Genomic DNA, 22590 nt, shown 5'->3' on the forward strand with positions numbered 1-22590 from the left:
ACGCGCCGGTACGCCGGCCAGGAACAAGTCAGGCGCGCCAACGCCAACGGGCCAGGGCCTTGATGACTTTCATCCAGAGTTTGCGAGTGACCACCACGATGGCGTTTCCAGAAGGGGATTGAACAGCGTCGGGCAACGTTATCTCAGCGGCCGGATCCAGGCAACCGGGAATTAGTTTGCGCAGATCATCGATCACCAGCGCCGGCGATTCTTCGGCAATCGGCCGACCGTGGTTATAGCCATAACTGAGGGCCACGCATTTGACCCCCGCCGCTTTCGCCGCCAGCACATCGCTGCGCGAGTCGCCGACGAACAACGATTGCGATGCCGGAATGTTGGCCATTTTCATCACGAAAAACAGCGCGGCCGGGTCAGGTTTCTTGTTCGGCAGGGTGTCGCCACCGATGATCCATTTGAAGTAACGGCCGATCTTCATCTGATCCAGCAGCGGCGCGACGAAGCGTTCCGGTTTGTTGGTGATCAGCGCCATTTCGACACCTTGTTTGTTCAGCCACTTGAGGGTGTCACGCACGCCGGGGTAAACCACCGTCAGTTCGTGACCGTCCTCATAAAAGCCGTTGAACAATTCCAGGGCATGCTCGGCCTCGACCTCATCGACACCCTCACCGTCGATGTGATTGGCCAAGGCCCGGCGCACCAGCATGTGCACGCCGTTGCCAACCCACTCCCGCACCGGTTCGATACCGGCAGGTTGACGCCCGAGTTTGAGCAGCATGTTATCCACAGCCGCCGCGAGGTCGGGGACCGAATCGACCAGGGTGCCATCCAGATCGAACATCACCAGCCGCGGCAGACGCCCCGGGAACAGCTGCTCAAAACCACTCATGGGCGCGCCAGCGCCAGTTCGGAGCGCATTTTTTCAATCACTTCCTGATAGTTCGGCGCATTAAAGATCGCCGAACCGGCCACGAAAGTGTCGGCGCCTGCGGCGGCGATTTCGCGAATATTGTTCACGTTTACGCCGCCGTCGATTTCCAGGCGAATGTCACGTCCGGAAGCATCGATCAGAGCCCGCGCTTCACGCAGCTTGTCGAGGGTACCGGGAATGAACTTCTGCCCGCCGAAACCCGGGTTGACGCTCATCAGGAGGATCATATCGACCTTGTCCATCACGTACTTGAGTACGTCCAGCGGGGTCGCCGGGTTGAACACCAGGCCCGCCTTGCAGCCGCCTTCGCGGATCAATTGCAGGGAACGGTCGACGTGCTGCGTGGCTTCCGGGTGGAAAGTAATGTAGGTCGCACCGGCCTCGATGAAGTCACCGACGATGCGGTCCACCGGGCTGACCATCAGGTGCGCATCGATCGGCGCGGTCACGCCGTACTTGCGCAGCGCGGCACACACCATCGGGCCGATGGTCAGGTTGGGTACGTAATGATTGTCCATGACATCGAAGTGCACGAAGTCGGCGCCGGCGGCCAGGACGTTGTCCACTTCCTCGCCCAGGCGGGCGAAGTCGGCGGAGAGAATCGACGGAGCAATGACGAAGGGCTGCATGACGCACCTTTTTTGAGCAGAATCACGATGGCGCGCATTGTATACCTCATGCTTTGACGCGCGCACCGTGCTGCGATGATTGGGTACTAATAGGCCGCTCGGTAGATCTTCTCGATATCGATGGCGCTCAGCTTGCGCGGATTGTTGCGCATCAGGCGCTCGATGCCGGCGGCTTCCACGGCCATGGCCGGGATCGCATCCTCGGGCACCCCGAAACTGCGCAGGCCCAGCGGGATCTCCACCGCGGCGCACAGCTCGGTCATCGCCTCCACGGCTTTGTCCGCCGCTTCGTTGGCGCTCAGATGAGCAGTCTTCACCCCCATGGCCTCGGCAATATCCTGCATACGCTCCACGCAGGCCATCTTGTTCCAGGTCATGACATACGGCAGCAGCAAGGCATTGCTGACGCCATGGGCAATGTTGAAACGCCCGCCCAGCGGATAAGCCAACGCATGCACCGCTCCGACCCCGGCATTGCCGAACGCCATGCCGGCCATCAGGCTGGCGGTCGCCATGTCCTCGCGGGCTTGCAGATGAGAGGGATTGGCGTAGGCCTTGGGCAGCGCCTGGGTAATCAGTTTGATCGCGCCAATGGCCAGGGCATCGGTGATTGGCGAGGCATTGAGCGACAGGTAGGACTCGATGGCGTGCACCAGCGCATCGACGCCACTGGCAGCGGTGACACTGCGCGGGCAGGTCAGGGTCATTTGCGGGCTGACCAGTGCCACGTCCGGCAACAAGTAATCGCTGATAATGCCCTTCTTCAGCTGCGCAACCTTGTCGGAGAGGATGGCCACGTTGGTCACTTCCGAACCGGTGCCGGCAGTGGTCGGGATGGCAATCAGCGGCGGGCCTTTGCGCGGCACCTGATCGACACCAAACAAATCCTCCAGGGCGCCGTGGTAACCGGCATAGGCTGCAACACTCTTGGCAATGTCGATGGCACTGCCGCCACCGAGGCCGATCAATCCGTCATGCCCGCCTTCACGGTAAACCCGCATGCAATCTTCGACGATGGCGATTTCCGGGTCCGGCAACACTCGGTCGAAGATCTCGTAACTGCGCTCGCCCAGCTGCGCCAGCGCCAGCTCTACCGTGCCGGACTTGACCAGCGCGGCGTCGGTGACGATCAGCGGGTTGTCGATGTCCAGACGCGTCAATTCGGCCGCGAGTTGCTCGATGGCACCTGCGCCGGTGATCAGTTTGTGAGCGATTTTGAAAGAGGAAAGACTCATGTGCGCAGCCTCTTATAGATAGGGGAGCTGGGCACAATAGTAGCTGGGGATTGGGGTTTGTCTGCTATTCAGATTGTGAATCACCGCAGATTCCGAAATTACCCTAAATCCCTGTGGGAGCGGGCTTGCCCGCGATGGCGTCATGACATCCAACATCAGTGTTGACTGATACACCGTCATCGCGGGCAAGCCCGCTCCCACATTTTGAGCTGTGTGTGATTTCAGACCTGCGCAGTGCGCAGTTTTTCGCTGCGCCCGCGCAGCCATTCCAGCGTCAGCAACAGGATCACCGAGAACGCGATCAACAGCGTCGCGGCAGCGGCAATCGTCGGGCTGAGGTTTTCGCGGATGCCGCTGAACATCTGCCGAGGCAAGGTCGCTTGTTCGGGGCCGGCGAGGAACAGCGTTACCACCACTTCATCGAACGAGGTGGCGAAGGCAAACAGCGCACCGGAAATCACGCCCGGCGCAATCAACGGCAATGTCACCCGACGAAACGCGGTCAGCGGCGAAGCCCCCAGGCTTGCAGCGGCCCGCACCAGGTTCTGGTTAAACCCCTGCAAGGTCGCCGACACAGTGATGATCACGAACGGCACACCCAGCACAGCGTGCACGACGATCAGCGAGAGATAGCTGTTGCCGAACCCCAGTGGGGCAAAGGTCAGGTAACTGGCTACACCAATGATCACCACCGGCACCACCATCGGCGAAATCACCAGCGCCATCACCAGCGGTTTGCCCGGGAAATCGCCCCGGGTCAGGCCGATCGCCGCCAGCGTGCCGAAGATCATCGCCAGTACCGTCGCTGCCGGGGCCACGATCATGCTGTTCTTCAATGAACGCATCCATTCGGCCGAAGCAAAGAAGTCCTGGTACCAGTGCAGTGAGAAACCTTGCAGCGGATAAACCAGAAAACTCCCCGAATTGAATGACAGCGGAATGATCACCAGCACCGGCAAGATCAGGAACAACAGAATCAAGCCGCAGAGAATCCGCAAGCTGTAGAACCATACCCGTTCGATGGGCGACATATAAGGACTCAGCATTTCATTCTCCCCTTAGCTCAGGCGCAGGCGACTGGCGCCCACCAGCCAGCTGTAAATCAGATAAAGCACCACGGTCGCCAGCAGCAACAGCCCACCGAGTGCGGTCGCCATGCCCCAGTTGATACTGGTGTTGGTGTAGAAGGCGACGAAATAACTGACCATCTGATCGTTCGGGCTGCCCAGCAACGCAGGGGTGATGTAGTAGCCGATGGCGAGGATGAACACCAACAGGCAACCGGCGCCGACACCGGCATAGGTCTGCGGGAAATACACCCGCCAGAAACTGGCGAACGGGTGACAGCCGAGGGAAATCGCTGCGCGCATGTAAGTCGGCGAGATGCCTTTCATCACGCTGTAGATCGGCAGAATCATGAACGGCAGCAGGATGTGCACCATCGAGATGTAGACCCCGGTGCGGTTGAACACCAGCTCCAGCGGCTTATCGATGACGCCCATGGCCATCAGACCGCTGTTGATCAAGCCGCCCGATTGCAACAACACAATCCACGCGGCGACCCGCACCAGAATCGAGGTCCAGAACGGCAACAGCACCAGAATCATCAACAGGTTGCTTTGTCGCGATGGCAGGTTCGCCAGCAGGTAAGCCAACGGGTAGGCCAGCACCAGACAGATCAAGGTGATGATCAGGCCCATCCAGAAGGTCCGGGCGAAGATGTCGAGATAGATCGCCTGATCCGGGGTGGCCGGAGCGATTTCGCCGAGGTCGTCAATGCGGTGATCGACGGCGGCCAGCAGGTAATAAGGCGTCACGCCGCTGGTGTTGCGGCGCACGACCTGCCAATAGGCCGGATCGCCCCAGCGCTCGTCGAGGCCTTCCAGCGCTTCTTTATAAGAGGCCGGTTCGGGGGCGAACGGCAAGGCACGTGCGGTTTTGGTCAGCAGGCTGCGGTAGCCGGCCAACTCCATGTTCAAGCGTTTGGACAAGTCGCCCAAGGTCTGATTCTTGCGAGCTTCGGCGAGGTCTTCGCTGGCGGCCTTGTACACAGGCTCTGCCGGCAGGCCTCGGCCGTCCCAACTGGCGATGGCCGCCACGGTGCGCGGCATGACGCCGACCACTTCCGGGTTACCAACGCTTTTGTAGAGCAGCGCCACGATCGGCACCAGGAACACCAGCAACAGAAACAGCACCAACGGCGCGATCAAGGCTTGTGCTTTCCAGCGGTTGATTCGCTCGGCGTGCTTGAGCCGCTGCTTCAAGGTGGGGTCAGTGCCCGCGTTCACGGGAACGGCGATAGCCATGGCGTACTCCGGAAATCGATCTTTCTAAGTCAAACAACCTGTGGGAGCTGGCTTGCCTGCGATGGCGTCATCAGATTCAACATCTCTGTCAACTGACCCACCGCCATCGCGGGCAAGCCCGCTCCCACAAGGATTGTGGTTACTTCGCAGCCCAGGAATTGAAGCGCTGCTCCAGTTGCTCGCCGTTGTCAGCCCAGAAGCTGACGTCGATCTGCACCTGGTTGGCGATGTTTTCCGGGGTGGTCGGCATGTCCTTCAGAACATCCTTGGACAGCAATGGAACGGCTTGGGTATTGGCCGGGCCGTAGGCAATGTTTTCCGAGTAGGTCTTCTGCTGCTGCGGAGCCACCGAGAACGCGATGAATTTCTTCGCCGCTTCAGCACGGGTCTTATCCAGGCCTTTTGGAATTGCCCACGCGTCGAAGTCGTAGATACCGCCGTTCCACACCACTTTCAGGTTGCTTTCTTTCTGTACCGCCGCGATCCGGCCGTTGTAGGCCGAGCTCATGACCACGTCACCGGAGGCGAGGTATTGCGGCGGTTGTGCGCCGGCTTCCCACCACTGAATGCTTGGCTTGAGTTCATCGAGTTTCTTGAACGCACGGTCCTGACCATCCTTGCCGGCCAGTACTTTGTAGACGTCCTTCGGCGCAACGCCATCGGCCATCAAGGCGAATTCCAGGGTGTACTTGGCGCCTTTACGCAGGCCACGTTTGCCCGGGAATTTCTTGGTGTCCCAGAAATCAACCCAGCTAGTCGGAGCGGAAGCCAGTTTGTCGGCGTTGTAGGCCAACACGGTCGACCACACGAAGAAGCCCACGCCGCACGGCTGGATGGCGCCTTTGACGTAGTCTTCGGACTTGCCGAACAGCTTCGGATCAAGCTGCTCGAACATGTCTTCGTCGCAACCACGGGACAGCTCTGGCGATTCAACTTCCACCAGATCCCAGGACACGCTCTTGGTGTCGACCATGGCTTTGACCTTGGCCATCTCGCCGTTGTACTCGCCAGCGACGATTTTGCCGTTGCCCGCTGCTTCCCACGGTGCGTAGAAGGCTTTGACCTGCGCCGCCTTGTTCGCCCCGCCAAAGGACACCACGGTCAGGTCCGGGCCCGCCGCCATCGCGTGCGCCGCACTCATCATGCCGACGACCAGAGCGGTGAATTTCAAGGATCTCAACATTTATTGTTCTCTCCACGTGCAGGGTTGGTGTTGGTGAAGCAGGGGGCGATCAATGCGCCTCTAAAAGTGGGTCGAGCGCGCGAACGTGTTCGACCTGCCAGCCAAGCGGTACCACATCGCCGACAGCCAGCGCAGGATCGAGCTCGGCAATCGGTTGTTTCACGAAGAAGTCGGTCTTGCCGCAGACTTCCAGGCGAACCCGGACGTGGTCGCCCAGATAGATGAATTCCGCCACCCTCCCTGAGAAGCGGTTGACGCAGGACTCGCTCGAACCATTGAGGCTCACGCGCTCCGGGCGAATCGACAGCGTGACGGGTTCGCCGGTCTTGCCGACATTGACCGCCAGCGCTTCAACCTTTTCACCACGTCCGAGTTCGACCACGCAGCGGTCGCCGGTATGGCTGTGCAAGCGGCCATTGAGACGGTTGTTCTCGCCGATGAAGTTGGCGACGAAGGTGTTTTTCGGTTCTTCATAGAGGGAGCGCGGTGGCGCGATCTGCTGGATTTCACCCTGGTGGAACACGGCAACGCGGTCGGACATGGTCAGGGCTTCGCCCTGGTCGTGGGTCACGTAGACCACGGTCACACCGAGGCGCTGGTGCAGGTGTTTGATTTCCATCTGCATGTGTTCGCGCAGTTGTTTGTCCAGTGCGCCGAGGGGTTCATCCATCAGCACCAGTTGCGGTTCGAACACCAACGCACGGGCCAAGGCCACACGCTGTTGCTGGCCGCCGGACAGTTGCGCCGGATAACGCTGGGCGAAGGTGTCGAGCTGAACCATGCTCAAAACACGTTTGACCCGGTCACTGACATCGCTCTTGTTCAAACCGCGCACAGTCAGCGGAAACGCCAGGTTCTCGGCGACCGTCATGTGCGGGAACAACGCGTAGTTCTGGAACACCATGCCGATGTCGCGTTTATGCGGCGGCACGTTGTTGATGGAGCGCCCGGCCAGTTGAATCTCCCCGGCGGTCGGCGTTTCGAAACCGGCGAGCATCATCAGGCTGGTGGTCTTGCCGGAGCCGGACGGCCCGAGCAAGGTGAGGAATTCGCCTTTGCGAATCTCCAGGTTGAGGTCTTTGACGATCAGGTTCTCGCCGTCGTAGCTCTTTTGCACTCCACGAAAGCTGACCAGAATATCGCTGGCCCCTGCGCTTGAATCAACCTGGCTCATACCCACACCTTTGTTATTGATGACTGCTGTGGATTAAGCCTAGTGGACGCTGGGAGCCGCGCAAATCGGGGTGCAGGAGAGAATCGCCTCAGCCGGATGGAAGATTGGGGGTAGGGATTGCCCTACAAGGATGGCGGGGATGGATATGTCAATTCGGGATCGCGACAGGCGGTAAGCTGCAAGCCGCAAAAACAGGCAAAAGCGGCTTTGTGTGCATGTCGCAAATGGACATGCGACCGCGGTCCTGTGGGAGCGGGCTTGCCCGCGATGACGATGGAACATTCAGAACCCTATCGACAGACAAACCGCAATCGCGGGCAAGCCCGCTCCCACAGGGATTTGCAGTGAACCCGTGGATGGGGTGTGTCAGAGGAGTTTGTGTTCCATCGCGTACTTCACCAGTTCGGCCAGGGAGGTAATGTTAAGTTTCTGCATCAGCCGCGCCTTGTGGGTGCTGATGGTTTTGCTGCTCAGGGCCAGTTGTTGGGCGATGTCGTTGACGTTGGCGCCTTGGGCCAAGCGTTCGAACACCGAGAATTCACGCTCCGACAGCAACGAGTGTAGCGGCCGCGAATCCGTCAGGCCGACTTCGAAGACCATCCGGTCGGCCAGGTCCGGGTCAATGTATCGCCCGCCCGCCGCGACTTTGCGGATTGCCGTCAGCAGCAATGCCGGATCGCTGTCCTTGGTCGCATAGCCTGCGGCGCCAACCTTCAACGCCCGAGCGGCCATTTGCGCTTCGTCGTGCATCGACAACACCAGAATCGCCGGAGGATTGTTCAGCGCGCGAATCCGCGGGATCGCTTCCAGGCCGTTGACCCCGGGCATGGAGATATCCAGCAACACCACTTCGCAGGGAACATGGCGCAAGGTCTCGAGCAACTGCTCGCCATTGCTCGCCTCCCCTACCACCAGCAAGTCCTTGGCCAGGCCGATCAATTGCTTGATGCCTTCGCGAACGATGGTGTGGTCTTCGGCTACCAGTACACGGATCACGTTCTTCTCCATTCTTCTTATGTCAGAGCCAAGATCTATCGCGGGCAAGCCCGCTCCCACAGTGACTGGGGGGTGTCAAAGATCTGCGCATTTGCACAAATCCCTGTGGGAGCGGCGGTGCGGCGATCCGACTTGCCCGCGAAGGCGCCAGTCCAAACAACTTAAAACCATCAGGCCTCATCCAGCGGCACTCGCACACTCAAGGTCGTACCCTCCCCCGGCTCACTCTCAAGCGACAACTGCCCGCCCATGATCAACACCCGCTCACGCATGCCAACCACACCAAAGGACGTCGGCCTGCCAGTGCCGGCGACAAATCCTACGCCATCATCGCTGACAGTCAGACAGAGTTCATCGCCCTCAAGGGTCAGCGTCAGTTCAACAGTATGCGCCTGGGCGTGGCGCATGACATTGGTCAGCGCTTCCTGAAGGATCCGGAACAGCCCGATGGCTTTGGCATCGCTGAGCACCGGCAGGTTATCCGGCACCTGCACCAGACACGGAATCTGCGTGCGCGCTTCGAACCGTCGCGCCTGCCACTCAATCGCCGAGGCGATCCCGGCATCGAGAATCGGCGGCCTTAGCGCCGTGGCCACATCGCGCACCAGTTGAAACAGCTGAGCGATCAACCGCTTCATGCTGTTCAAGCGCTCATGCAGACCCGGATCGAGCTGGGCGTAGGCCAGTTCGCACATGGACGTTTCCAGCTTCAATACGGTCAACATCTGACCCAACTCGTCGTGAACTTCCCGGGCGATGCGCGCCTTTTCCTCTTCCCGCACGCTCTCCAGGTGGGCGGACAACTCACGCAATTGCTCGCGAGAGCTGGCCAGTTCCAGTTCGATGCGCTTGCTCTCGGTGATGTCCCAGACGATCCCGTCCCAGACATAGGCGCCGTCTTCGAGGCGGCGAGTGATGGCCTTGATCTCGGCCCAGCGCTGTTCGCCCTGACGGGTCAGAATCCGTCCCTGCCACGACCAGTCGCTGTCGGTATCCAGCGCATGGTCCTGAGTCTGGTGGTAACTGGCCTTGTCATCCGGATGCACCAGGCTGCGCAGGCCTTTGTCCCGATGGGCCAACGTAGCCGGTGAGTAACCCACCAGGCTCTCGCTGCCTTCGCTGATGTAGGCAAAGTCGATCTGCCCGGTCACCGGCGCACGCTCCAGACGAAAGACCAGGCCGGGGACATTGGCGGCGATCCCTTGCAGCCGCGCTTCGCTTTCCTGCAACGCGGCCAGGGCACGACGACGCTCGGTGACGTCATTGAGGTAAACCACCAGGTATTCCCCATCGCGAAAACGCAAGAAGCTCAACGAAACATCCGCCGGCAGAATACTGCCATCTGCTCGCACGCAATTGGTTTCGAAACTTTGCGGCCCTTCGTCACTGGCCCTGGCGCGTTTCCACAAGTTCAGCCAGCGGTCCATGTGCAAACCGGGTTCGAAGTCGATCAATGGCCGATCAATGATCCCGCCCGCCGGGTAGCCGAGCATGGTTTCGGCTGCCCGGTTGGCGTAGCGCACATGGCTGTCCCAGTTGACCCAGAGGATGCCGACGGTGCTCTGATCGATGGAAAACTGCGTGAGGCGCAAGGCCTCTTCACTGGCCTCGCGCAGGGCAATGTCTTCGCGCGCCGCCAGCAATCGTTGCTCCATACTGTGTTGTTGGCGACGTTGCCAGAACACAATGGCCATGCTGCTCAATAGCAACACCACCAAGAGCAGGCTGAGGTTCTGCCAAAAACCCGGCGACTCGGACAGCCGCGGATACTTGGGTTGCAGCCATTGATTGTGCAGTTGCTCGAGGTCCTTGGCCGGAATCGCCCGTAGCGCGCTTTCGACGATGCCGGCCAACTCCGGCCAGTCCCGGCGTGTGGCCACTCGCAGCAGTTGCGGGAAACCGATATCGCCCACCACAACCAGCCCGGAGAACTCGGGCTCGGCAGACAGACGCCCGAACTGCGCTTCATCGACCACGGCGTAACCGGCCTGCTGACTCAACAGCAGTTGCAGCGCCTGGCGTTCCAGAGGCACGCCTTGCAGGTTCAGATGGGGATAGTTACTGCGCAGATAATCGGCGGTGACGCCAGGCATGCGCACGGCGACGCGGGTCTGGCTGTCGAGCTTTTCCAGCTCTACCGCACCGGTGCTCTTCTGGTCGCTGACCACCAGTTGCGGCACCCGCATGTAAGGGTCGGAAAATTGCCAGAACCGCAAACCCGCAGGAGTTTGCGTCAGCCCCGGTGCTATATCGATGTCGCCTTCACGAGCGGCGGCTTCCAGTTGCGCAAGATCAGGGTAATTGCGCCAGCTCAGTTCGATCTTGAGCGCCTTGGCCAGCCACTTCATCAGCTCGACGTTAACCCCGGACAGGCGCTGCAAGCGGCGATCGTATTGGGCATAGGGTGTTTGCAACACCACCCCGACCCGCAACTCGCCATGCTGCGTCAGCCATTGCTGTTGCGCCGGAGACAGGTGCACGAGGTGCGCCGGTGGCGCGGGCGCCGCCCAGCCCATCAAGGGAAACCATAAACAGCCGATAACCCACAGGCAGCGAAAATGCATCATCAAAGTCTCACACACTGACAAATACTGACCAACCCATTAGGCTGCCGGATTAACTTCTGGCCTGGAATATCCGATGCCCCCTGTCTACCGCCTGGCACTGCCAGCATTGTGCCTGTCGCTGATCCTGCCTTGCGCGTTTTCCGTCGAGGCGGCCGATCCGGCACCTGCCGCTGCGGAAAAACCCGCCGAAGAAAAACCGGTCGAACGTCAGCCGTTGCTTGAGCGTAGTCAGGAAGAAGCGAGCGCACTTGAGCGAAAAATCCCTGCGCAGGAACAGCAACAATTGCAAGCCGGTACCGACAGTTTTCTCGCCTTGTGGAAACCGGCCAATACCGCCGAACCCAAAGGCGCGGTGATTATCATCCCTGGCGCCGGTGAAACCGTTGACTGGCCGCAAGCGATCAGCCCATTGCGGCGCAAGTTGCCGGACGCCGAGTGGAGCAGCCTGAGTATCACCTTGCCGGACCTGCAAAGCGAAGCCATTGCGCCACGTATCGTCGAAGTGGCGCCGGCACCCAAAACGCCTGATGCCGGCAGCAAAGACTCCACGACTGCGGCGCCCATCGAACAGGCGGCCGGCGGCGAAGCGGATGTGGCCGACAAGGCCATCGTCGAAACCACCGAAGAACAGGCCAAAGCCGACGCCGAGCGAATCTTCTCCCGCATCGATGCGGCCATCGCCTACGCCGAACAGCAAAGCGCTCGCAGTATCGTCGTGTTGGGCCATGGTACCGGCGCTTACTGGGCCGCGCGTTATCTGAGCGAGAAGCAGCCCTCGCAAGTCGAGAAGCTCGTGATGGTCGCCGCCCAGACGCCTGTTACGGCGAAGCCCGAGCTGGCTGAGCTCACACCCACCTTGAAGCTGCCTACCGCAGATATCTTCTATATGGATAAACCGGTGGATCGTAACGCGGCGCTGGAACGCTTACAGGCCAGCAAGCGCTTGAAGACTTCGGGGTTCAGCCAGGTTTCGCTCAAGGCTTTGCCGGGAAATGCCAAGGCCGAGCAGGAGCAATTGGTCCGTCGGGTGCGGGGGTGGCTGAATCCGCAGCCTGTGGCGGACTGATAGACCGAGTCGCCCTCATCGCGGGCAAGCCTCGCTCCCACAGGATTTGAGTCGTACGCAATTTTTGCTATCGACATAAAACCTGTGGGAGCGTGGCTTGCCCGCGATGGCGGCATCACTAGCGACACAAACCTTACTTGCTAACGAAAATCCCGCCGCTCACGAATCAACGTATAGGCAGTATGCAATTCACGCGTTTTGTCCGTGGCCTCGCGAACCTGCAACGCTGTCGCACCACTGCCGGCAATCTTGTCCGGGTGATGACGACTGAGCAGGCGTCGATAGGCGCGCTTGATTTGCGCCGGCTCGCTGGTCGCCGACACGCCCAATAGCCGCAAGGCGTCTTGATAAGTCACCGCGCTGCTGACCGATGGGCGTTTCTGCGGCTCATAATCAGTCGCCAAGGCCTGCACCTGTTGCCGCGTCCATCCCAACCATTTGCCCCACTGGGCAATCAGCTCGCGCTCACTGCTACCAGCGCGGCCATCGGCCCAGACCATCCGCCAACAGGCGCGCAACACACCTTCCGCCGCATAGGGTTGAGTACTCAGGCGTCGTAGATAACCGCGCAACCGGTCATGTCCCGACTTACCGCGATTGAACGCCGTAATCGCTCGACGTTGCGCCGATTCGGTCATCTCCAGCGAGCGCATTTCCTGCCGCGCCTGCTGGATGTGCCCATCCACTACCCGCCCATCACTCTTGGCCAATCGGCCCAGCAACACGAACAGCAGTTCATCGTTGCGCAGCACCGAGCGACCACCGAATTTTTCCCATAAATGCGCCCAGCTCTGCAGGTGCAAGCGCCGGTCCAGCGCCTGTCCCAATAAAGCGCCGAGCATGGCCCCCGGAATGCTGGCTATGGCAAAGCCCGCTCCGGCTCCAATCAGAGTCCCTGGCCACAACATGTCAGCGTCTCGCTTCTATCAGAGTTTCTGCTTCAGCCAGACGCTCATGAGTGCCGACATCCACCCAATGCCCATTCAGGCGTTCGCCGGTCACTTGCCCGTCAGCCATGGCTTTGCGCAGCAACGGCGCAAGTTTGAAGGCACCGGCCGAGCAACCGTCAAACAGCTGCGGGTGCAGCACGGCGATGCCGCTGTAGGTCAGGGTCGATGTATCCGGCCGACCGTCCTGCACAAGGCCATCGACCAAAGTGAAATCTCCACTCGGGTGATGCGTCGGGTTGTCCGCCAATACCAGATGAGCGAGCCCGGCGATGGGCTGATGCAACACGCTGAAATCGTAATCGGTCCAGATGTCACCGTTGACCACCACAAAGGCATCGTCACCCAACAACGGCAATGCACGGAAAATACCGCCACCGGTTTCCAGCGGCTCACCTTCCGCCGAGTACTGAATGCTCACGCCATACCGCGAGCCATCGCCCAGGTAGTCCTCGATCTGCTGACCGAGCCAGGCATGGTTGATCACGATCTCGGTAAACCCTGCTGCCGCCAACGCCCCCAAGTGATATTCGATCAGGGGCACTCCGCCGGCGCGAACCAGCGGTTTTGGCGTGGTCAGGGTCAGCGGACGCATGCGCTCGCCTTTGCCCGCCGCCAGAATCATCGCCTTCATGCCGTCGCTCCAGCACGCAGACTGGCCAGCAATTCACCCAGCTCCGCCAGCTCAGGGCGACGGGCGATGACCGCGTCTATATAAGCAAAGAAGCGTGGCACATCGCCGAGGTAGCGCGGCTTGCCGTCGCGATGGCAGATACGGGCGAAAATGCCGATGACTTTCAGGTGCCGTTGCACGCCCATCAGATCGCTGGCGCGCAGGAAATCTTCGAAGTCCGGCTGCACCGGGATGTCGAGCGCGCCGGCTTGCTGCCAGTAATCTTCCAGCCAGCCACGCACGCGTTCTTCAGGCCAGCTGAGGAAGGCGTCCTTGAACAGGCAAGTCACGTCGTAGGTCACCGGGCCATAAACCGCGTCCTGAAAATCCAGCACGCCGGGATTCGGCTCGCTGAGCATCAGGTTGCGCGGCATGTAGTCGCGATGCACCAGGACTTTGGGCTGAGCCAGGGCGCTGTCGATCAGCAGGTCGCTGACCTGTTGCCAGAGCGTTTGCTGCGCCGAATCAAACTCGATGCCGAGTTCGCGCTTCACGTACCACTCGGGGAACAGTTCCAGTTCACGACGCAGCAGTGCCACGTCATAACTTGGCAGCGGCGCCACCATCGGCAACTGCTGGAAAGCCAGCAGTGCTTGCAGGGCATCCTTGAACAAATCGTCAGCGTTTTCGCTGTCGATCACGTCCAGGTAAGTCTTGTTGCCCAGGTCATTGAGCAAAAGAAAACCACGCTCTAGGTCTTCGGCATAAATTTTCGGCACGTTTATTCCGGATTTCGCCAGCAGAAAAGCAATATCCACGAAGGGTTTGCAGTTTTCCTGGGGCGGCGGCGCGTCCATCACAACGAAACTTCGGCCTGCGCCTTCCCAGCGGAAATAGCGCCGAAAACTCGCGTCGCTACTGGCCGCAGTCAACGTGGCCGGGGGCACAGAGCCCCAACCTTGTTCTGCGAAGAGGATAGCCAACTGTTCATCGAGCCAAACTTTCAGGTGTTGCAAGCGTACATCTTGGTCAGGCATTGCAAGGGTCTCCGACGGCGCTAGCCGTCAAGCGGGTCATGCTTTATTATCCAGCATCTTTTTCAGACCATCGAGAGGCGTGCGGCCCACACCGCGGGCAGATGGCACGCAGGAAGCCCGGACTAATAAGATGGCATTGAAATCCCCCGCGTTTCGTAAAAAATTTCCGTTGTTGGTCACCGGCAGTCTGCTGGCCCTGCAACCACTCGCCACTTCGTTCGTGGTCGCCGCGGAACAGTATGACTGCTCAGTCTCTGCTTCGGGTGCCTGGGACTGTGCGCCAAAAGCGCCGGCCGCTGCATTGCCGCCACGCCCCGTCCATGACGGCAGCGCAGTTTCCGCCACTGGCGAAGCCCCGGCAGACACCGGCTCCAGCGCAGACACCGGCGCAAAACCTGTGCTGGTTACCGAGTCCAAGGGTCGCGGCCTGAAGTCGCGTAGTGAAGACTACAGCCACCTCGACTGGGTTCCGCGCGAGAAGCTCACTGCAGCGCAATTGGCCGAAACCGGTCCTTACTGCTCTGGTTCCTATATCGAACCGATTCGTCCTGGCATGAATGACAAGACGAATAAAAGTGACGCTCCGACCTTTCTCGGTGCAAAAGCCTCTCGCTATAAGCAGGATGAACAGGTCGCTACCCTGGCCGGTGACGTGGTCATGCGTCAGGGCAGCATGCAGGTCGAAGCCGACGAAGCGAACCTCTACCAGGCCGAGAGCCGTGGCGAACTGAGCGGCAACGTCCGTGTTCGCGACAACGGCGCACTGATCGTGGGCGACCACGCCGACGTGCAGCTCGACACGGGTGAAGCCAAGGTCGACAACGCCGAATACGTGATGCACAAATCCCGTATCCGCGGTAACGCGCTGTACGCCAAACGTGCCGAGAACGCGATCATCCGACTCAAGGATGGTACGTACACCACGTGCGAACCAAACAGCAACGCCTGGCAGCTCAAGGGCAACAACATCACCTTGAACCCGGCGACCGGTTTCGGTACTGCGACCAACGTGACGCTGCGGGTCAAGGACATTCCGGTTCTGTACACGCCATACATCTATTTCCCGATCGACGACCGTCGCCAATCCGGCTTCCTGCCGCCAACCATTGGCACCGGCAGCGATACCGGCTTCCTGCTGGTCACCCCGTATTACTTCAACCTGGCACCGAACTACGATGCCACGTTGTACCCGCGCTATATGACCAAGCGTGGCCTGTTGATGGAAGGTGAATTCCGCTATCTGACCAAGTCCAGCGAAGGTCAGTTCGGCGCCGCGTACCTCAACGACGAGAACGACGATCGCAAGCTGCAGACTGATTACGAAAAAACCCGCTACATGTATAACTGGCAGCACAAGGGTGGTCTGGACTCGCGCGTCCTTACGCAAGTCGATTACACCAAGATCAGCGATCCGTATTACTTCCAGGATCTGCAGACTGATCAGATTGGTGTGAAAAGTGCCGATTTCGTGAACCAGCAGGGTTCTGTCACCTATCGTGGCGACAGCTATACCGCTCGTTTGAATGCCCAGGCTTATCAGCTGGCGACCGTTTCGAACATCACCCCGTACGATCGCTTGCCGCAGATCACCTTCAATGGACAGTTGCCTTACCATCCGGAAGGGCTGAACTTCGATTACGAGACAGAGGTCGTGCGGTTTGATCGTGATTTGAAGAGTGGCAACTTCGTAAACGAAGATGGCACTGTCGAACCGCGACTTGATAACAACGTGGCTGGCCTGGCTCGCGCTAACGGCGACCGTTTGAATCTCAAGCCGGGTGTCAGTCTGCCGTTGAACTGGACCTATGGGTTCTTGAAGCCGTCTCTTAAGTATCAGTACACCCAGTACCAGCTGGATCTGGACGGCAAAGGTAAAAGCGACATCGCCTCGCAGGATTCAGAAGCAGACCGTACCAATGGCACGTTCAGCAGCAACCAGAATCGCGGCGTACCGATCGCGAGCATCGACAGCGGCCTGTACTTCGATCGCAACACCCAATGGTTCGGCAAGAACTATCGCCAGACCCTGGAACCGCGCCTGTTCTACCTTTATGTACCTGAGGAAGACCAGAAGGATATTCCGGTATTCGACACCGGCGAATACACCTTCAACTACGCCTCGCTATTCCGCGACAACCGCTTCTCCGGCTCCGACCGTGTCGGTGACGAGAACAAGCTGTCGCTGGGCATCACCAACCGCTGGATCGAAGACAACGGCTTCGAGCGTCAACGCATCAGCGTCGGCCAGGCCTTGTACTTCAAGGACCGCGAAGTCCAGTTGCCAGGTATCGATGCGAAAACCCGCGACGATGCAAAATCCAGTGTTTCGCCGTACGCACTGGAATACGAATACCGCTGGAACCGCGATTGGCGCACCACGGCCGACTACAACTGGGACCCGGACAGCCGCAGCCCTCGCTCGGGCAGCGCGATGTTCCACTACCAGCCTGAAGACAACCCGAACAAGGTTATCAACGCCGGTTATCGCTATCGCAACGACCAGGTCCGTTATGACCAGAACACCGGTAAATGGTCGGTGGGCGGCGGTGACTACGGTACTCCGGGCACTCCTGGCTACGTGAAGGACTACTACAAGATCCAGCAGCACGACTTCTCGGTGATCTGGCCGATCGTGCCGCAGTGGAACGCCATCAGCCGCTGGCAGTATGACTACAACCGCAACCGTACTCTGGAAGCCTTCGGTGGTTTCGAATACGACAACTGCTGCTGGAAATTGCGCCTGATCAACCGTTACTGGGTCAGCTATGACGAGTTCAGTCAGAACGCCCCGGAAAACGAAAAAGGCGACCACGGCGTCTTCCTCCAAATTGTTCTGAAGGGACTCGGCGGCCTCACCGGCGCCAAGGTAGAGAGCTTCCTCGACAAAGGCATCCAAGGTTATCGTGAACGTGAAGACCAAGCTTTCTGATTGTCTGCGCCCGCTGATGCTGGGCGCGCTGTTCCTGGGTACCGCGGCCAACGCCGCGGTACAGTCCATCGATAAAGTGGTGGCCATCGTCGACAACGACGTGGTCATGCAGAGCCAACTGGACCAGCGTGTTCATGAAGTTCAGCAAACCATCGCCAAACGTGGTGCTGCCGTACCACCTGCCGGCGTGCTGGATCAGCAGGTGCTCGAGCGTCTGATCGTCGAAAACCTGCAACTGCAGATCGGCGAGCGTTCCGGCATCCGCATTACCGATGAAGAGCTGAACCAGGCAGTCGGCACCATTGCCCAGCGCAATAACATGTCGATTGAGCAATTCCGCTCCGCTTTGTCTCGCGACGGCCTGTCTTATGACGACGCTCGTGACCAGATCCGCCGCGAAATGATCATCAGCCGTGTGCGTCAACGCCGTGTCGCTGAACGCATTCAGGTGTCCGAGCAGGAAGTGAAGAACTTCCTGGCGTCCGACCTGGGCAAGATGCAGCTGTCCGAAGAGTTTCGTCTGGCCAACATCCTGATTCCTACGCCGGAAAGCGCCAACTCCGACGCGATTCAGAATGCCGCCAAACAAGCCGACGCGGTTTACCAGCAACTCAAGCAAGGCGCTGACTTCGGTCAGTTGGCAATTGCCAAATCCGCCAGCGAAACCGCGCTGGAAGGCGGCGACATGGGCTGGCGTAAAGCCGCTCAACTGCCACCTCCGTTCGATCGTATGCTGAGCACCATGGCGGTGGGTGACGTGACCCAGCCTATGCGTACCCCGGGCGGCTTCATCATTTTGAAGATCCTCGACAAGCGTGGCGGCGAAGCCCAGGTGCGTGACGAAGTGCATGTGCGTCACATCCTGGTCAAACCAAGCCCGATCCGCGACGAAGAAAAAACCAAAGCCCTGGCTCAATCGCTCTACTCCCGTATTGAAGCGGGCGAAGACTTTGGCGAGCTGGCGAAAAGCTTCTCGGAAGATCCGGGTTCCGCCCTCAACGGTGGTGACCTGAACTGGATCGACCCGAATGCGCTGGTTCCTGAATTCCGCGAAGTGATGGCCAAGACCCCACAAGGTCAGCTGTCCAAGCCGTTCCAGACTCAATATGGCTGGCACGTTCTGGAAGTCCTTGGCCGCCGCGCCACCGACAGCACCACCCAGGCCCGTGAACAGCAAGCCATGACCGTACTGCGTAACCGCAAATACGACGAAGAGCTGCAAACCTGGCTGCGTCAGATCCGTGACGAAGCGTATGTAGAAATCAAGCTCCCTGGTGCAGACCAGGCAACGCAGTGAAACCCAAGCGTTTCGCGTTGACCCCCGGCGAACCGGCCGGCATAGGTCCTGACCTGTGCCTGCTGCTCGCCTCGCAAGCCCAGCCACACCCTCTGATTGCCATTACCAGCCGCGACCTGCTCATCGAGCGGGCTGCGCAGCTGGGCGTGGTTGTCGATCTGCTGCCGGTAACGCCGGACAGCTGGCCGGATGCTCCCGCACCTGCCAACAGCCTGTATGTGTGGGATACGCCGCTCAACGCCAAGGTCACCGCCGGGCAACTGGACAAAGCCAACGCGGCTTTCGTCCTGGAAACCCTGACGCGTGCTGGCCAGGGCTGCCTGGACGGGCATTTCGCCGGCATGATCACCGCCCCTGTGCACAAGGGCGTGATCAATGAATCCGGAATCGCCTTTTCCGGGCACACGGAATTTCTTGCTGACCTGACTCATACCGCGCAAGTGGTGATGATGCTCGCCACCCGCGGCTTGCGCGTGGCGCTGGTCACCACTCACTTGCCACTTCGCGAGATTGCCGACGCAATCACACCGGAGCGGCTGGAGCGGGTCACACGGATTCTGCACGCCGACCTGCAAGAAAAATTCGGCATCGCCCAGCCACGCATCCTGGTTTGCGGGCTTAACCCGCACGCCGGTGAAGGCGGTCATCTGGGCCATGAAGAAATCGACATCATCGAACCTACATTAGAGCGCCTGCGCGGCGAGGGCATGGACCTTCGCGGTCCCCTGCCCGCCGACACTCTGTTTACCCCCAAATATCTGGAGCACTGCGACGCGGTGCTGGCGATGTACCATGACCAGGGCCTGCCCGTGCTGAAATACAAAGGCTTCGGCGCGGCAGTCAACGTGACCCTCGGCTTGCCGATCATCCGCACATCGGTCGACCACGGCACCGCCCTGGATCTGGCCGGTAGCGGCAAAATCGATACCGGCAGCCTGCAAGTCGCCCTGGAAACCGCCTACCAGATGGCCGAGACCCATTTATGACCGAGCATTACCAACACCGGGCGCGCAAGCGCTTCGGCCAGAATTTCCTGCACGATGCCGGCGTTATTGACCGCATCCTGCGCTCCATCCACGCCAAACCCGAAGACCGTCTGCTGGAAATCGGCCCGGGCCAGGGTGCGCTGACCCAAGGCCTGCTTAACAGCGGCGCCCAGCTGGACGTGGTGGAGCTGGACAAGGACCTGGTTCCGATCCTCAATCAGCAGTTCGCCGGCAGGAGCAATTTCAACCTGCATCAGGGCGATGCGCTGAAGTTCGACTTCACCAGTCTGAACGCAGCACCGGGCAGTCTTCGGGTAGTCGGCAACCTGCCGTACAACATCTCTACGCCGCTTATTTTCCACCTGCTGCATAACGCCAGCCTGATCCGCGACATGCACTTCATGCTGCAAAAGGAAGTGGTCGAGCGTATGGCGGCCGGTCCTGGTGGTGGTGACTGGGGTCGCCTGTCGATCATGGTTCAGTACCATTGCCGGGTCGAGCATCTGTTCAATGTCGGCCCGGGGGCATTCAATCCGCCACCGAAAGTCGATTCGGCCATCGTGCGTCTGGTGCCTCACGCGGTACTCCCGCATCCAGCCAAAGATCACAAACTGCTCGAGCGCGTCGTGCGCGAAGCCTTCAACCAGCGCCGCAAAACCCTGCGCAACACGCTGAAACTGTTGCTGAGCAATGCTGAAATCGAAGCCGCCGGCGTCGATGGCAGCCTGCGCCCCGAACAGCTCGATCTGGCTGCCTTCGTGCGCCTGGCCGACAAGCTCAGCGAACAAGTCCTACAAAAGCCTGTTACCGACTGACAGGCGATGAGCGCTATCGGGTAGGACGCCACTCTGGTCTACTACCCGATACTTGGCCTAGACTGAGTTCAATCAGCTACGCCCCGCGTCCCGCTTCGTTTCTAAGGCCTTTTGCATGTCCGATCCTCGTTATCAGGTCGACGTCAGCGTCGTCACCCGCTATCTGGCAGAACAATCGCAACCCGAGCAAAACCGCTTTGCCTTCGCTTACACCATCACCGTGCACAACAATGGCGAGTTACCCGCCAAGCTGCTGTCGCGGCACTGGGTAATCACCGACGGTGACGGACATGTCGAGGAGGTTCGCGGCGCAGGCGTCGTCGGCCAGCAGCCGTTGATCGACGTCGGCAAGAGCCACACTTACAGCAGCGGCACTGTCATGACGTCCAAGGTCGGTACGATGCAGGGCACTTATGAAATGGTCGCCGACGACGGCAAACACTTCGATGCCATCATCGCGCCGTTTCGTCTGGCGGTACCCGGAGCCCTGCACTGATGGCGACGTATGCCGTCGGCGATTTGCAAGGTTGCCTTGAGCCGCTGCAATGCCTGCTCAGGCAAGTTGCCTTCGACCCTGCGCGGGACCGTCTGTGGCTGGTGGGTGATCTCATCAACCGTGGCCCGCAGTCGCTGGAAACCTTGCGCTTCCTCTATAGCATCCGCGAATCGCTGGTGTGCGTGCTCGGCAACCATGACCTGCACTTGCTGGCCGTCGGGCAAAACATCGAACGCCTGAAGAAAGCCGACACCCTGCGCGAGATCCTTGAAGCACCCGATAGCGCGGAGCTACTGGAGTGGGTCCGACAGCAAAAGCTCATGCATTACGACGAACAGCGCGATATCGCCCTGGTCCATGCCGGCATCCCGCCTCAATGGTCGCTACGCAAAGCCTTGAAGTGCGCCGCCGAAGTCGAAGAAGCCCTGCGCGATGACAACCGCTTCGCGCCTTACCTCGACGGTATGTACGGCAACGAGCCAGTGAAATGGGATAACGACCTCAAGGGCGCGCCGCGCTTGCGAGTCATCACCAACTATTTCACCCGGATGCGTTTTTGCACCAGCGACGGCAAGCTTGATCTCAAGGGCAAGGAAGGCATCGACACCGCACCGCCGGGTTATGCGCCGTGGTTCACCCACAAGGAGCGCAAGACCAAAGGCCTGAAGATCATCTTCGGTCACTGGGCGGCGCTCGAAGGCCAGTGCAACGAGCCAGGTCTGTTTGCGCTCGACACCGGTTGCGTCTGGGGTGGCGCCATGACCCTGATGAACGTCGACACCGGCGAACGCCTGCAATGTAAATGCGACGCCCATGGCCACACTCGGCCGGCTGTCGCCGCCTCTACTCCCGAACAAACGTCAGCCAGCGCCCCGCGCTAGACTGCGCTTTCAGCCGAGCCACAGGAGCCCGCCATGAGCGAATTCAAACGTATCCCCCCAGAACAGGCCCAGGCCCTGCGCGAACAAGGCGCGGTGGTGGTCGATGTCCGCGACCCTGCAACTTTTGCCGCGCTGCACATCGCCGGCTCGAAGCATCTGGACAACCATTCTCTGCATGCTTTCATTCAGGGCGCTGACCTGGACGCGCCGACGGTGGTGGTCTGCTATCACGGCAATTCCAGCCAGGGCGCGGCTGCTTATCTGATCAGTCAAGGCTTCTCGGACGTCTACAGCATGGACGGCGGTTTTGAGCTGTGGCGTACGACCTATCCTTCGGAAACGGCGCAAGGCACTTCCGAATAATTTTTTTCAAGGCGCGCAAGCCCCGGCCCCCGTGGGTTCGGGCACTGGCAGACGAACGGTCTGCCACAACTAATTACTTATTGCGCCTTTACCTTCAAGATTCCGAACTATCCTTAAGCGCAGGCCATCCAAAACAGGGGAGAGCCGGTACACCGGCGCGCGGGTCATCGGGAGTAGCTTT

General features: G+C 59.8%; 20 protein-coding genes. 8 read left to right on the top strand and 12 right to left on the bottom strand.

What is annotated here, in order from left to right:
• Nucleotides 1–28: 28 nt before the first annotated feature.
• The 9 genes from AB3226_RS11785 to AB3226_RS11825 all read right to left on the bottom strand — a co-directional run bounded on the left by AB3226_RS11785 (nucleotide 29) and on the right by AB3226_RS11825 (nucleotide 10979).
• A complete protein-coding gene (locus tag AB3226_RS11785; protein WP_367373169.1) occupies nucleotides 29–847 on the bottom strand; it encodes a phosphoglycolate phosphatase in 819 nt (272 codons plus the stop codon).
• Nucleotides 844–1518: a ribulose-phosphate 3-epimerase gene (gene rpe / locus AB3226_RS11790; protein WP_007906892.1), complete on the bottom strand. Its 675-nt coding sequence runs from the start codon at nucleotides 1516–1518 to the stop codon at nucleotides 844–846. Before rpe ends, AB3226_RS11785 begins: the two co-directional genes overlap by 4 nt.
• An 86-nt stretch (nucleotides 1519–1604) precedes the next feature.
• Complete coding sequence (locus tag AB3226_RS11795) at nucleotides 1605–2753, bottom strand: iron-containing alcohol dehydrogenase (protein ID WP_367373170.1); 1149 nt, start codon at nucleotides 2751–2753, stop codon at nucleotides 1605–1607.
• Between the two features lie 221 nt (nucleotides 2754–2974).
• The gene (locus AB3226_RS11800; protein WP_258617533.1) at nucleotides 2975–3799 is read right to left on the bottom strand and encodes an ABC transporter permease; all 825 of its coding nucleotides are present in this window, start codon (nucleotides 3797–3799) and stop codon (nucleotides 2975–2977) included.
• Nucleotides 3800–3811: 12 nt separating this feature from the next.
• Complete coding sequence (locus AB3226_RS11805; RefSeq protein WP_367373171.1) at nucleotides 3812–5059, bottom strand: ABC transporter permease; 1248 nt, start codon at nucleotides 5057–5059, stop codon at nucleotides 3812–3814.
• Between the two features lie 139 nt (nucleotides 5060–5198).
• Nucleotides 5199–6242: an ABC transporter substrate-binding protein gene (locus AB3226_RS11810; protein WP_367373172.1), complete on the bottom strand. Its 1044-nt coding sequence runs from the start codon at nucleotides 6240–6242 to the stop codon at nucleotides 5199–5201.
• Nucleotides 6243–6291: 49 nt separating this feature from the next.
• Nucleotides 6292–7416 carry an ABC transporter ATP-binding protein gene (locus AB3226_RS11815; protein ID WP_052967169.1) on the bottom strand — a complete coding sequence of 375 codons (1125 nt, stop codon included), beginning with the start codon at nucleotides 7414–7416 and terminating at the stop codon, nucleotides 6292–6294.
• A gap of 366 nt (nucleotides 7417–7782) precedes the next feature.
• On the bottom strand, nucleotides 7783–8424 hold the full coding sequence (locus tag AB3226_RS11820; protein ID WP_174160275.1) for a response regulator transcription factor: 642 nt from the start codon (nucleotides 8422–8424) through the stop codon (nucleotides 7783–7785).
• Nucleotides 8425–8582: 158 nt separating this feature from the next.
• Nucleotides 8583–10979, bottom strand: coding sequence for a PAS domain S-box protein (locus tag AB3226_RS11825; protein ID WP_367373173.1), 2397 nt, complete (start codon nucleotides 10977–10979; stop codon nucleotides 8583–8585).
• A gap of 73 nt (nucleotides 10980–11052) precedes the next feature.
• Between AB3226_RS11825 and AB3226_RS11830 the strand changes: the two genes are divergently transcribed.
• Nucleotides 11053–12045 carry an alpha/beta hydrolase family protein gene (locus AB3226_RS11830; protein WP_367373174.1) on the top strand — a complete coding sequence of 331 codons (993 nt, stop codon included), beginning with the start codon at nucleotides 11053–11055 and terminating at the stop codon, nucleotides 12043–12045.
• 140 nt (nucleotides 12046–12185) lie between these two features.
• Here AB3226_RS11830 and AB3226_RS11835 read toward each other — a convergent pair whose 3' ends face one another.
• From AB3226_RS11835 to AB3226_RS11845, 3 genes are read right to left on the bottom strand one after another with little or no spacing between them, the layout of a single operon-like run.
• Nucleotides 12186–12953 carry a TerB family tellurite resistance protein gene (locus AB3226_RS11835; protein ID WP_367373175.1) on the bottom strand — a complete coding sequence of 256 codons (768 nt, stop codon included), beginning with the start codon at nucleotides 12951–12953 and terminating at the stop codon, nucleotides 12186–12188.
• 1 nt (nucleotide 12954) lies between these two features.
• Nucleotides 12955–13626: an N-acetylmuramate alpha-1-phosphate uridylyltransferase MurU gene (gene murU, locus AB3226_RS11840; RefSeq protein WP_367373176.1), complete on the bottom strand. Its 672-nt coding sequence runs from the start codon at nucleotides 13624–13626 to the stop codon at nucleotides 12955–12957.
• Entirely contained in the window at nucleotides 13623–14642 is a 1020-nt protein-coding gene (locus AB3226_RS11845; protein WP_367373177.1) for an aminoglycoside phosphotransferase family protein, read from the bottom strand. Before AB3226_RS11845 ends, murU begins: the two co-directional genes overlap by 4 nt.
• Nucleotides 14643–14772: 130 nt before the next feature.
• On the opposite strand from AB3226_RS11845, the gene AB3226_RS11850 reads away from it, so the two are divergent.
• From AB3226_RS11850 to glpE, 7 genes are all read left to right on the top strand, one after another.
• Nucleotides 14773–17571: an LPS-assembly protein LptD gene (locus AB3226_RS11850; RefSeq protein WP_367373178.1), complete on the top strand. Its 2799-nt coding sequence runs from the start codon at nucleotides 14773–14775 to the stop codon at nucleotides 17569–17571.
• Nucleotides 17552–18868, top strand: a complete 1317-nt coding sequence (gene surA / locus AB3226_RS11855; RefSeq protein ID WP_367373179.1) for a peptidylprolyl isomerase SurA — start codon at nucleotides 17552–17554, stop codon at nucleotides 18866–18868. Before AB3226_RS11850 ends, surA begins: the two co-directional genes overlap by 20 nt.
• Nucleotides 18865–19854, top strand: coding sequence for a 4-hydroxythreonine-4-phosphate dehydrogenase PdxA (gene pdxA, locus AB3226_RS11860; RefSeq protein WP_367373180.1), 990 nt, complete (start codon nucleotides 18865–18867; stop codon nucleotides 19852–19854). Before surA ends, pdxA begins: the two co-directional genes overlap by 4 nt.
• Complete coding sequence (gene rsmA, locus AB3226_RS11865; RefSeq protein ID WP_038981253.1) at nucleotides 19851–20669, top strand: 16S rRNA (adenine(1518)-N(6)/adenine(1519)-N(6))-dimethyltransferase RsmA; 819 nt, start codon at nucleotides 19851–19853, stop codon at nucleotides 20667–20669. Before pdxA ends, rsmA begins: the two co-directional genes overlap by 4 nt.
• A gap of 115 nt (nucleotides 20670–20784) precedes the next feature.
• A complete protein-coding gene (apaG, locus tag AB3226_RS11870; RefSeq protein ID WP_367373181.1) occupies nucleotides 20785–21165 on the top strand; it encodes a Co2+/Mg2+ efflux protein ApaG in 381 nt (126 codons plus the stop codon).
• On the top strand, nucleotides 21165–22046 hold the full coding sequence (locus tag AB3226_RS11875) for a symmetrical bis(5'-nucleosyl)-tetraphosphatase (protein ID WP_367373182.1): 882 nt from the start codon (nucleotides 21165–21167) through the stop codon (nucleotides 22044–22046). The genes apaG and AB3226_RS11875 overlap by 1 nt, the downstream gene beginning before the upstream one ends.
• A 33-nt stretch (nucleotides 22047–22079) precedes the next feature.
• Nucleotides 22080–22409 carry a thiosulfate sulfurtransferase GlpE gene (gene glpE, locus AB3226_RS11880; RefSeq protein ID WP_030130002.1) on the top strand — a complete coding sequence of 110 codons (330 nt, stop codon included), beginning with the start codon at nucleotides 22080–22082 and terminating at the stop codon, nucleotides 22407–22409.
• The last annotated feature ends 181 nt before the right edge of the window (nucleotides 22410–22590 follow it).

The organism is Pseudomonas lini (assembly GCF_964063345.1).
In the GTDB taxonomy this organism is placed as follows: Bacteria; Pseudomonadota; Gammaproteobacteria; order Pseudomonadales; family Pseudomonadaceae; genus Aquipseudomonas; species Aquipseudomonas lini_B.

Bases quoted from the DNA above. Each gene is read 5' to 3' on its own strand.
- glpE (WP_030130002.1), top strand. From the start codon at position 22,080: ATGAGCGAATTCAAACGTATCCCCCCAGAACAGGCCCAGGCCCTGCGC.
- AB3226_RS11820 (WP_174160275.1), bottom strand. From the start codon at position 8,424: ATGGAGAAGAACGTGATCCGTGTACTGGTAGCCGAAGACCACACCATC.
- AB3226_RS11800 (WP_258617533.1), bottom strand. From the start codon at position 3,799: ATGCTGAGTCCTTATATGTCGCCCATCGAACGGGTATGGTTCTACAGC.
- murU (WP_367373176.1), bottom strand. From the start codon at position 13,626: ATGAAGGCGATGATTCTGGCGGCGGGCAAAGGCGAGCGCATGCGTCCG.
- AB3226_RS11815 (WP_052967169.1), bottom strand. From the start codon at position 7,416: ATGAGCCAGGTTGATTCAAGCGCAGGGGCCAGCGATATTCTGGTCAGC.
- AB3226_RS11845 (WP_367373177.1), bottom strand. From the start codon at position 14,642: ATGCCTGACCAAGATGTACGCTTGCAACACCTGAAAGTTTGGCTCGAT.
- AB3226_RS11805 (WP_367373171.1), bottom strand. From the start codon at position 5,059: ATGGCTATCGCCGTTCCCGTGAACGCGGGCACTGACCCCACCTTGAAG.
- AB3226_RS11785 (WP_367373169.1), bottom strand. From the start codon at position 847: ATGAGTGGTTTTGAGCAGCTGTTCCCGGGGCGTCTGCCGCGGCTGGTG.
- rsmA (WP_038981253.1), top strand. From the start codon at position 19,851: ATGACCGAGCATTACCAACACCGGGCGCGCAAGCGCTTCGGCCAGAAT.
- AB3226_RS11835 (WP_367373175.1), bottom strand. From the start codon at position 12,953: ATGTTGTGGCCAGGGACTCTGATTGGAGCCGGAGCGGGCTTTGCCATA.
- AB3226_RS11825 (WP_367373173.1), bottom strand. From the start codon at position 10,979: ATGATGCATTTTCGCTGCCTGTGGGTTATCGGCTGTTTATGGTTTCCC.
- AB3226_RS11850 (WP_367373178.1), top strand. From the start codon at position 14,773: ATGGCATTGAAATCCCCCGCGTTTCGTAAAAAATTTCCGTTGTTGGTC.
- AB3226_RS11810 (WP_367373172.1), bottom strand. From the start codon at position 6,242: ATGTTGAGATCCTTGAAATTCACCGCTCTGGTCGTCGGCATGATGAGT.
- AB3226_RS11830 (WP_367373174.1), top strand. From the start codon at position 11,053: ATGCCCCCTGTCTACCGCCTGGCACTGCCAGCATTGTGCCTGTCGCTG.
- rpe (WP_007906892.1), bottom strand. From the start codon at position 1,518: ATGCAGCCCTTCGTCATTGCTCCGTCGATTCTCTCCGCCGACTTCGCC.
- AB3226_RS11875 (WP_367373182.1), top strand. From the start codon at position 21,165: ATGGCGACGTATGCCGTCGGCGATTTGCAAGGTTGCCTTGAGCCGCTG.
- apaG (WP_367373181.1), top strand. From the start codon at position 20,785: ATGTCCGATCCTCGTTATCAGGTCGACGTCAGCGTCGTCACCCGCTAT.
- AB3226_RS11795 (WP_367373170.1), bottom strand. From the start codon at position 2,753: ATGAGTCTTTCCTCTTTCAAAATCGCTCACAAACTGATCACCGGCGCA.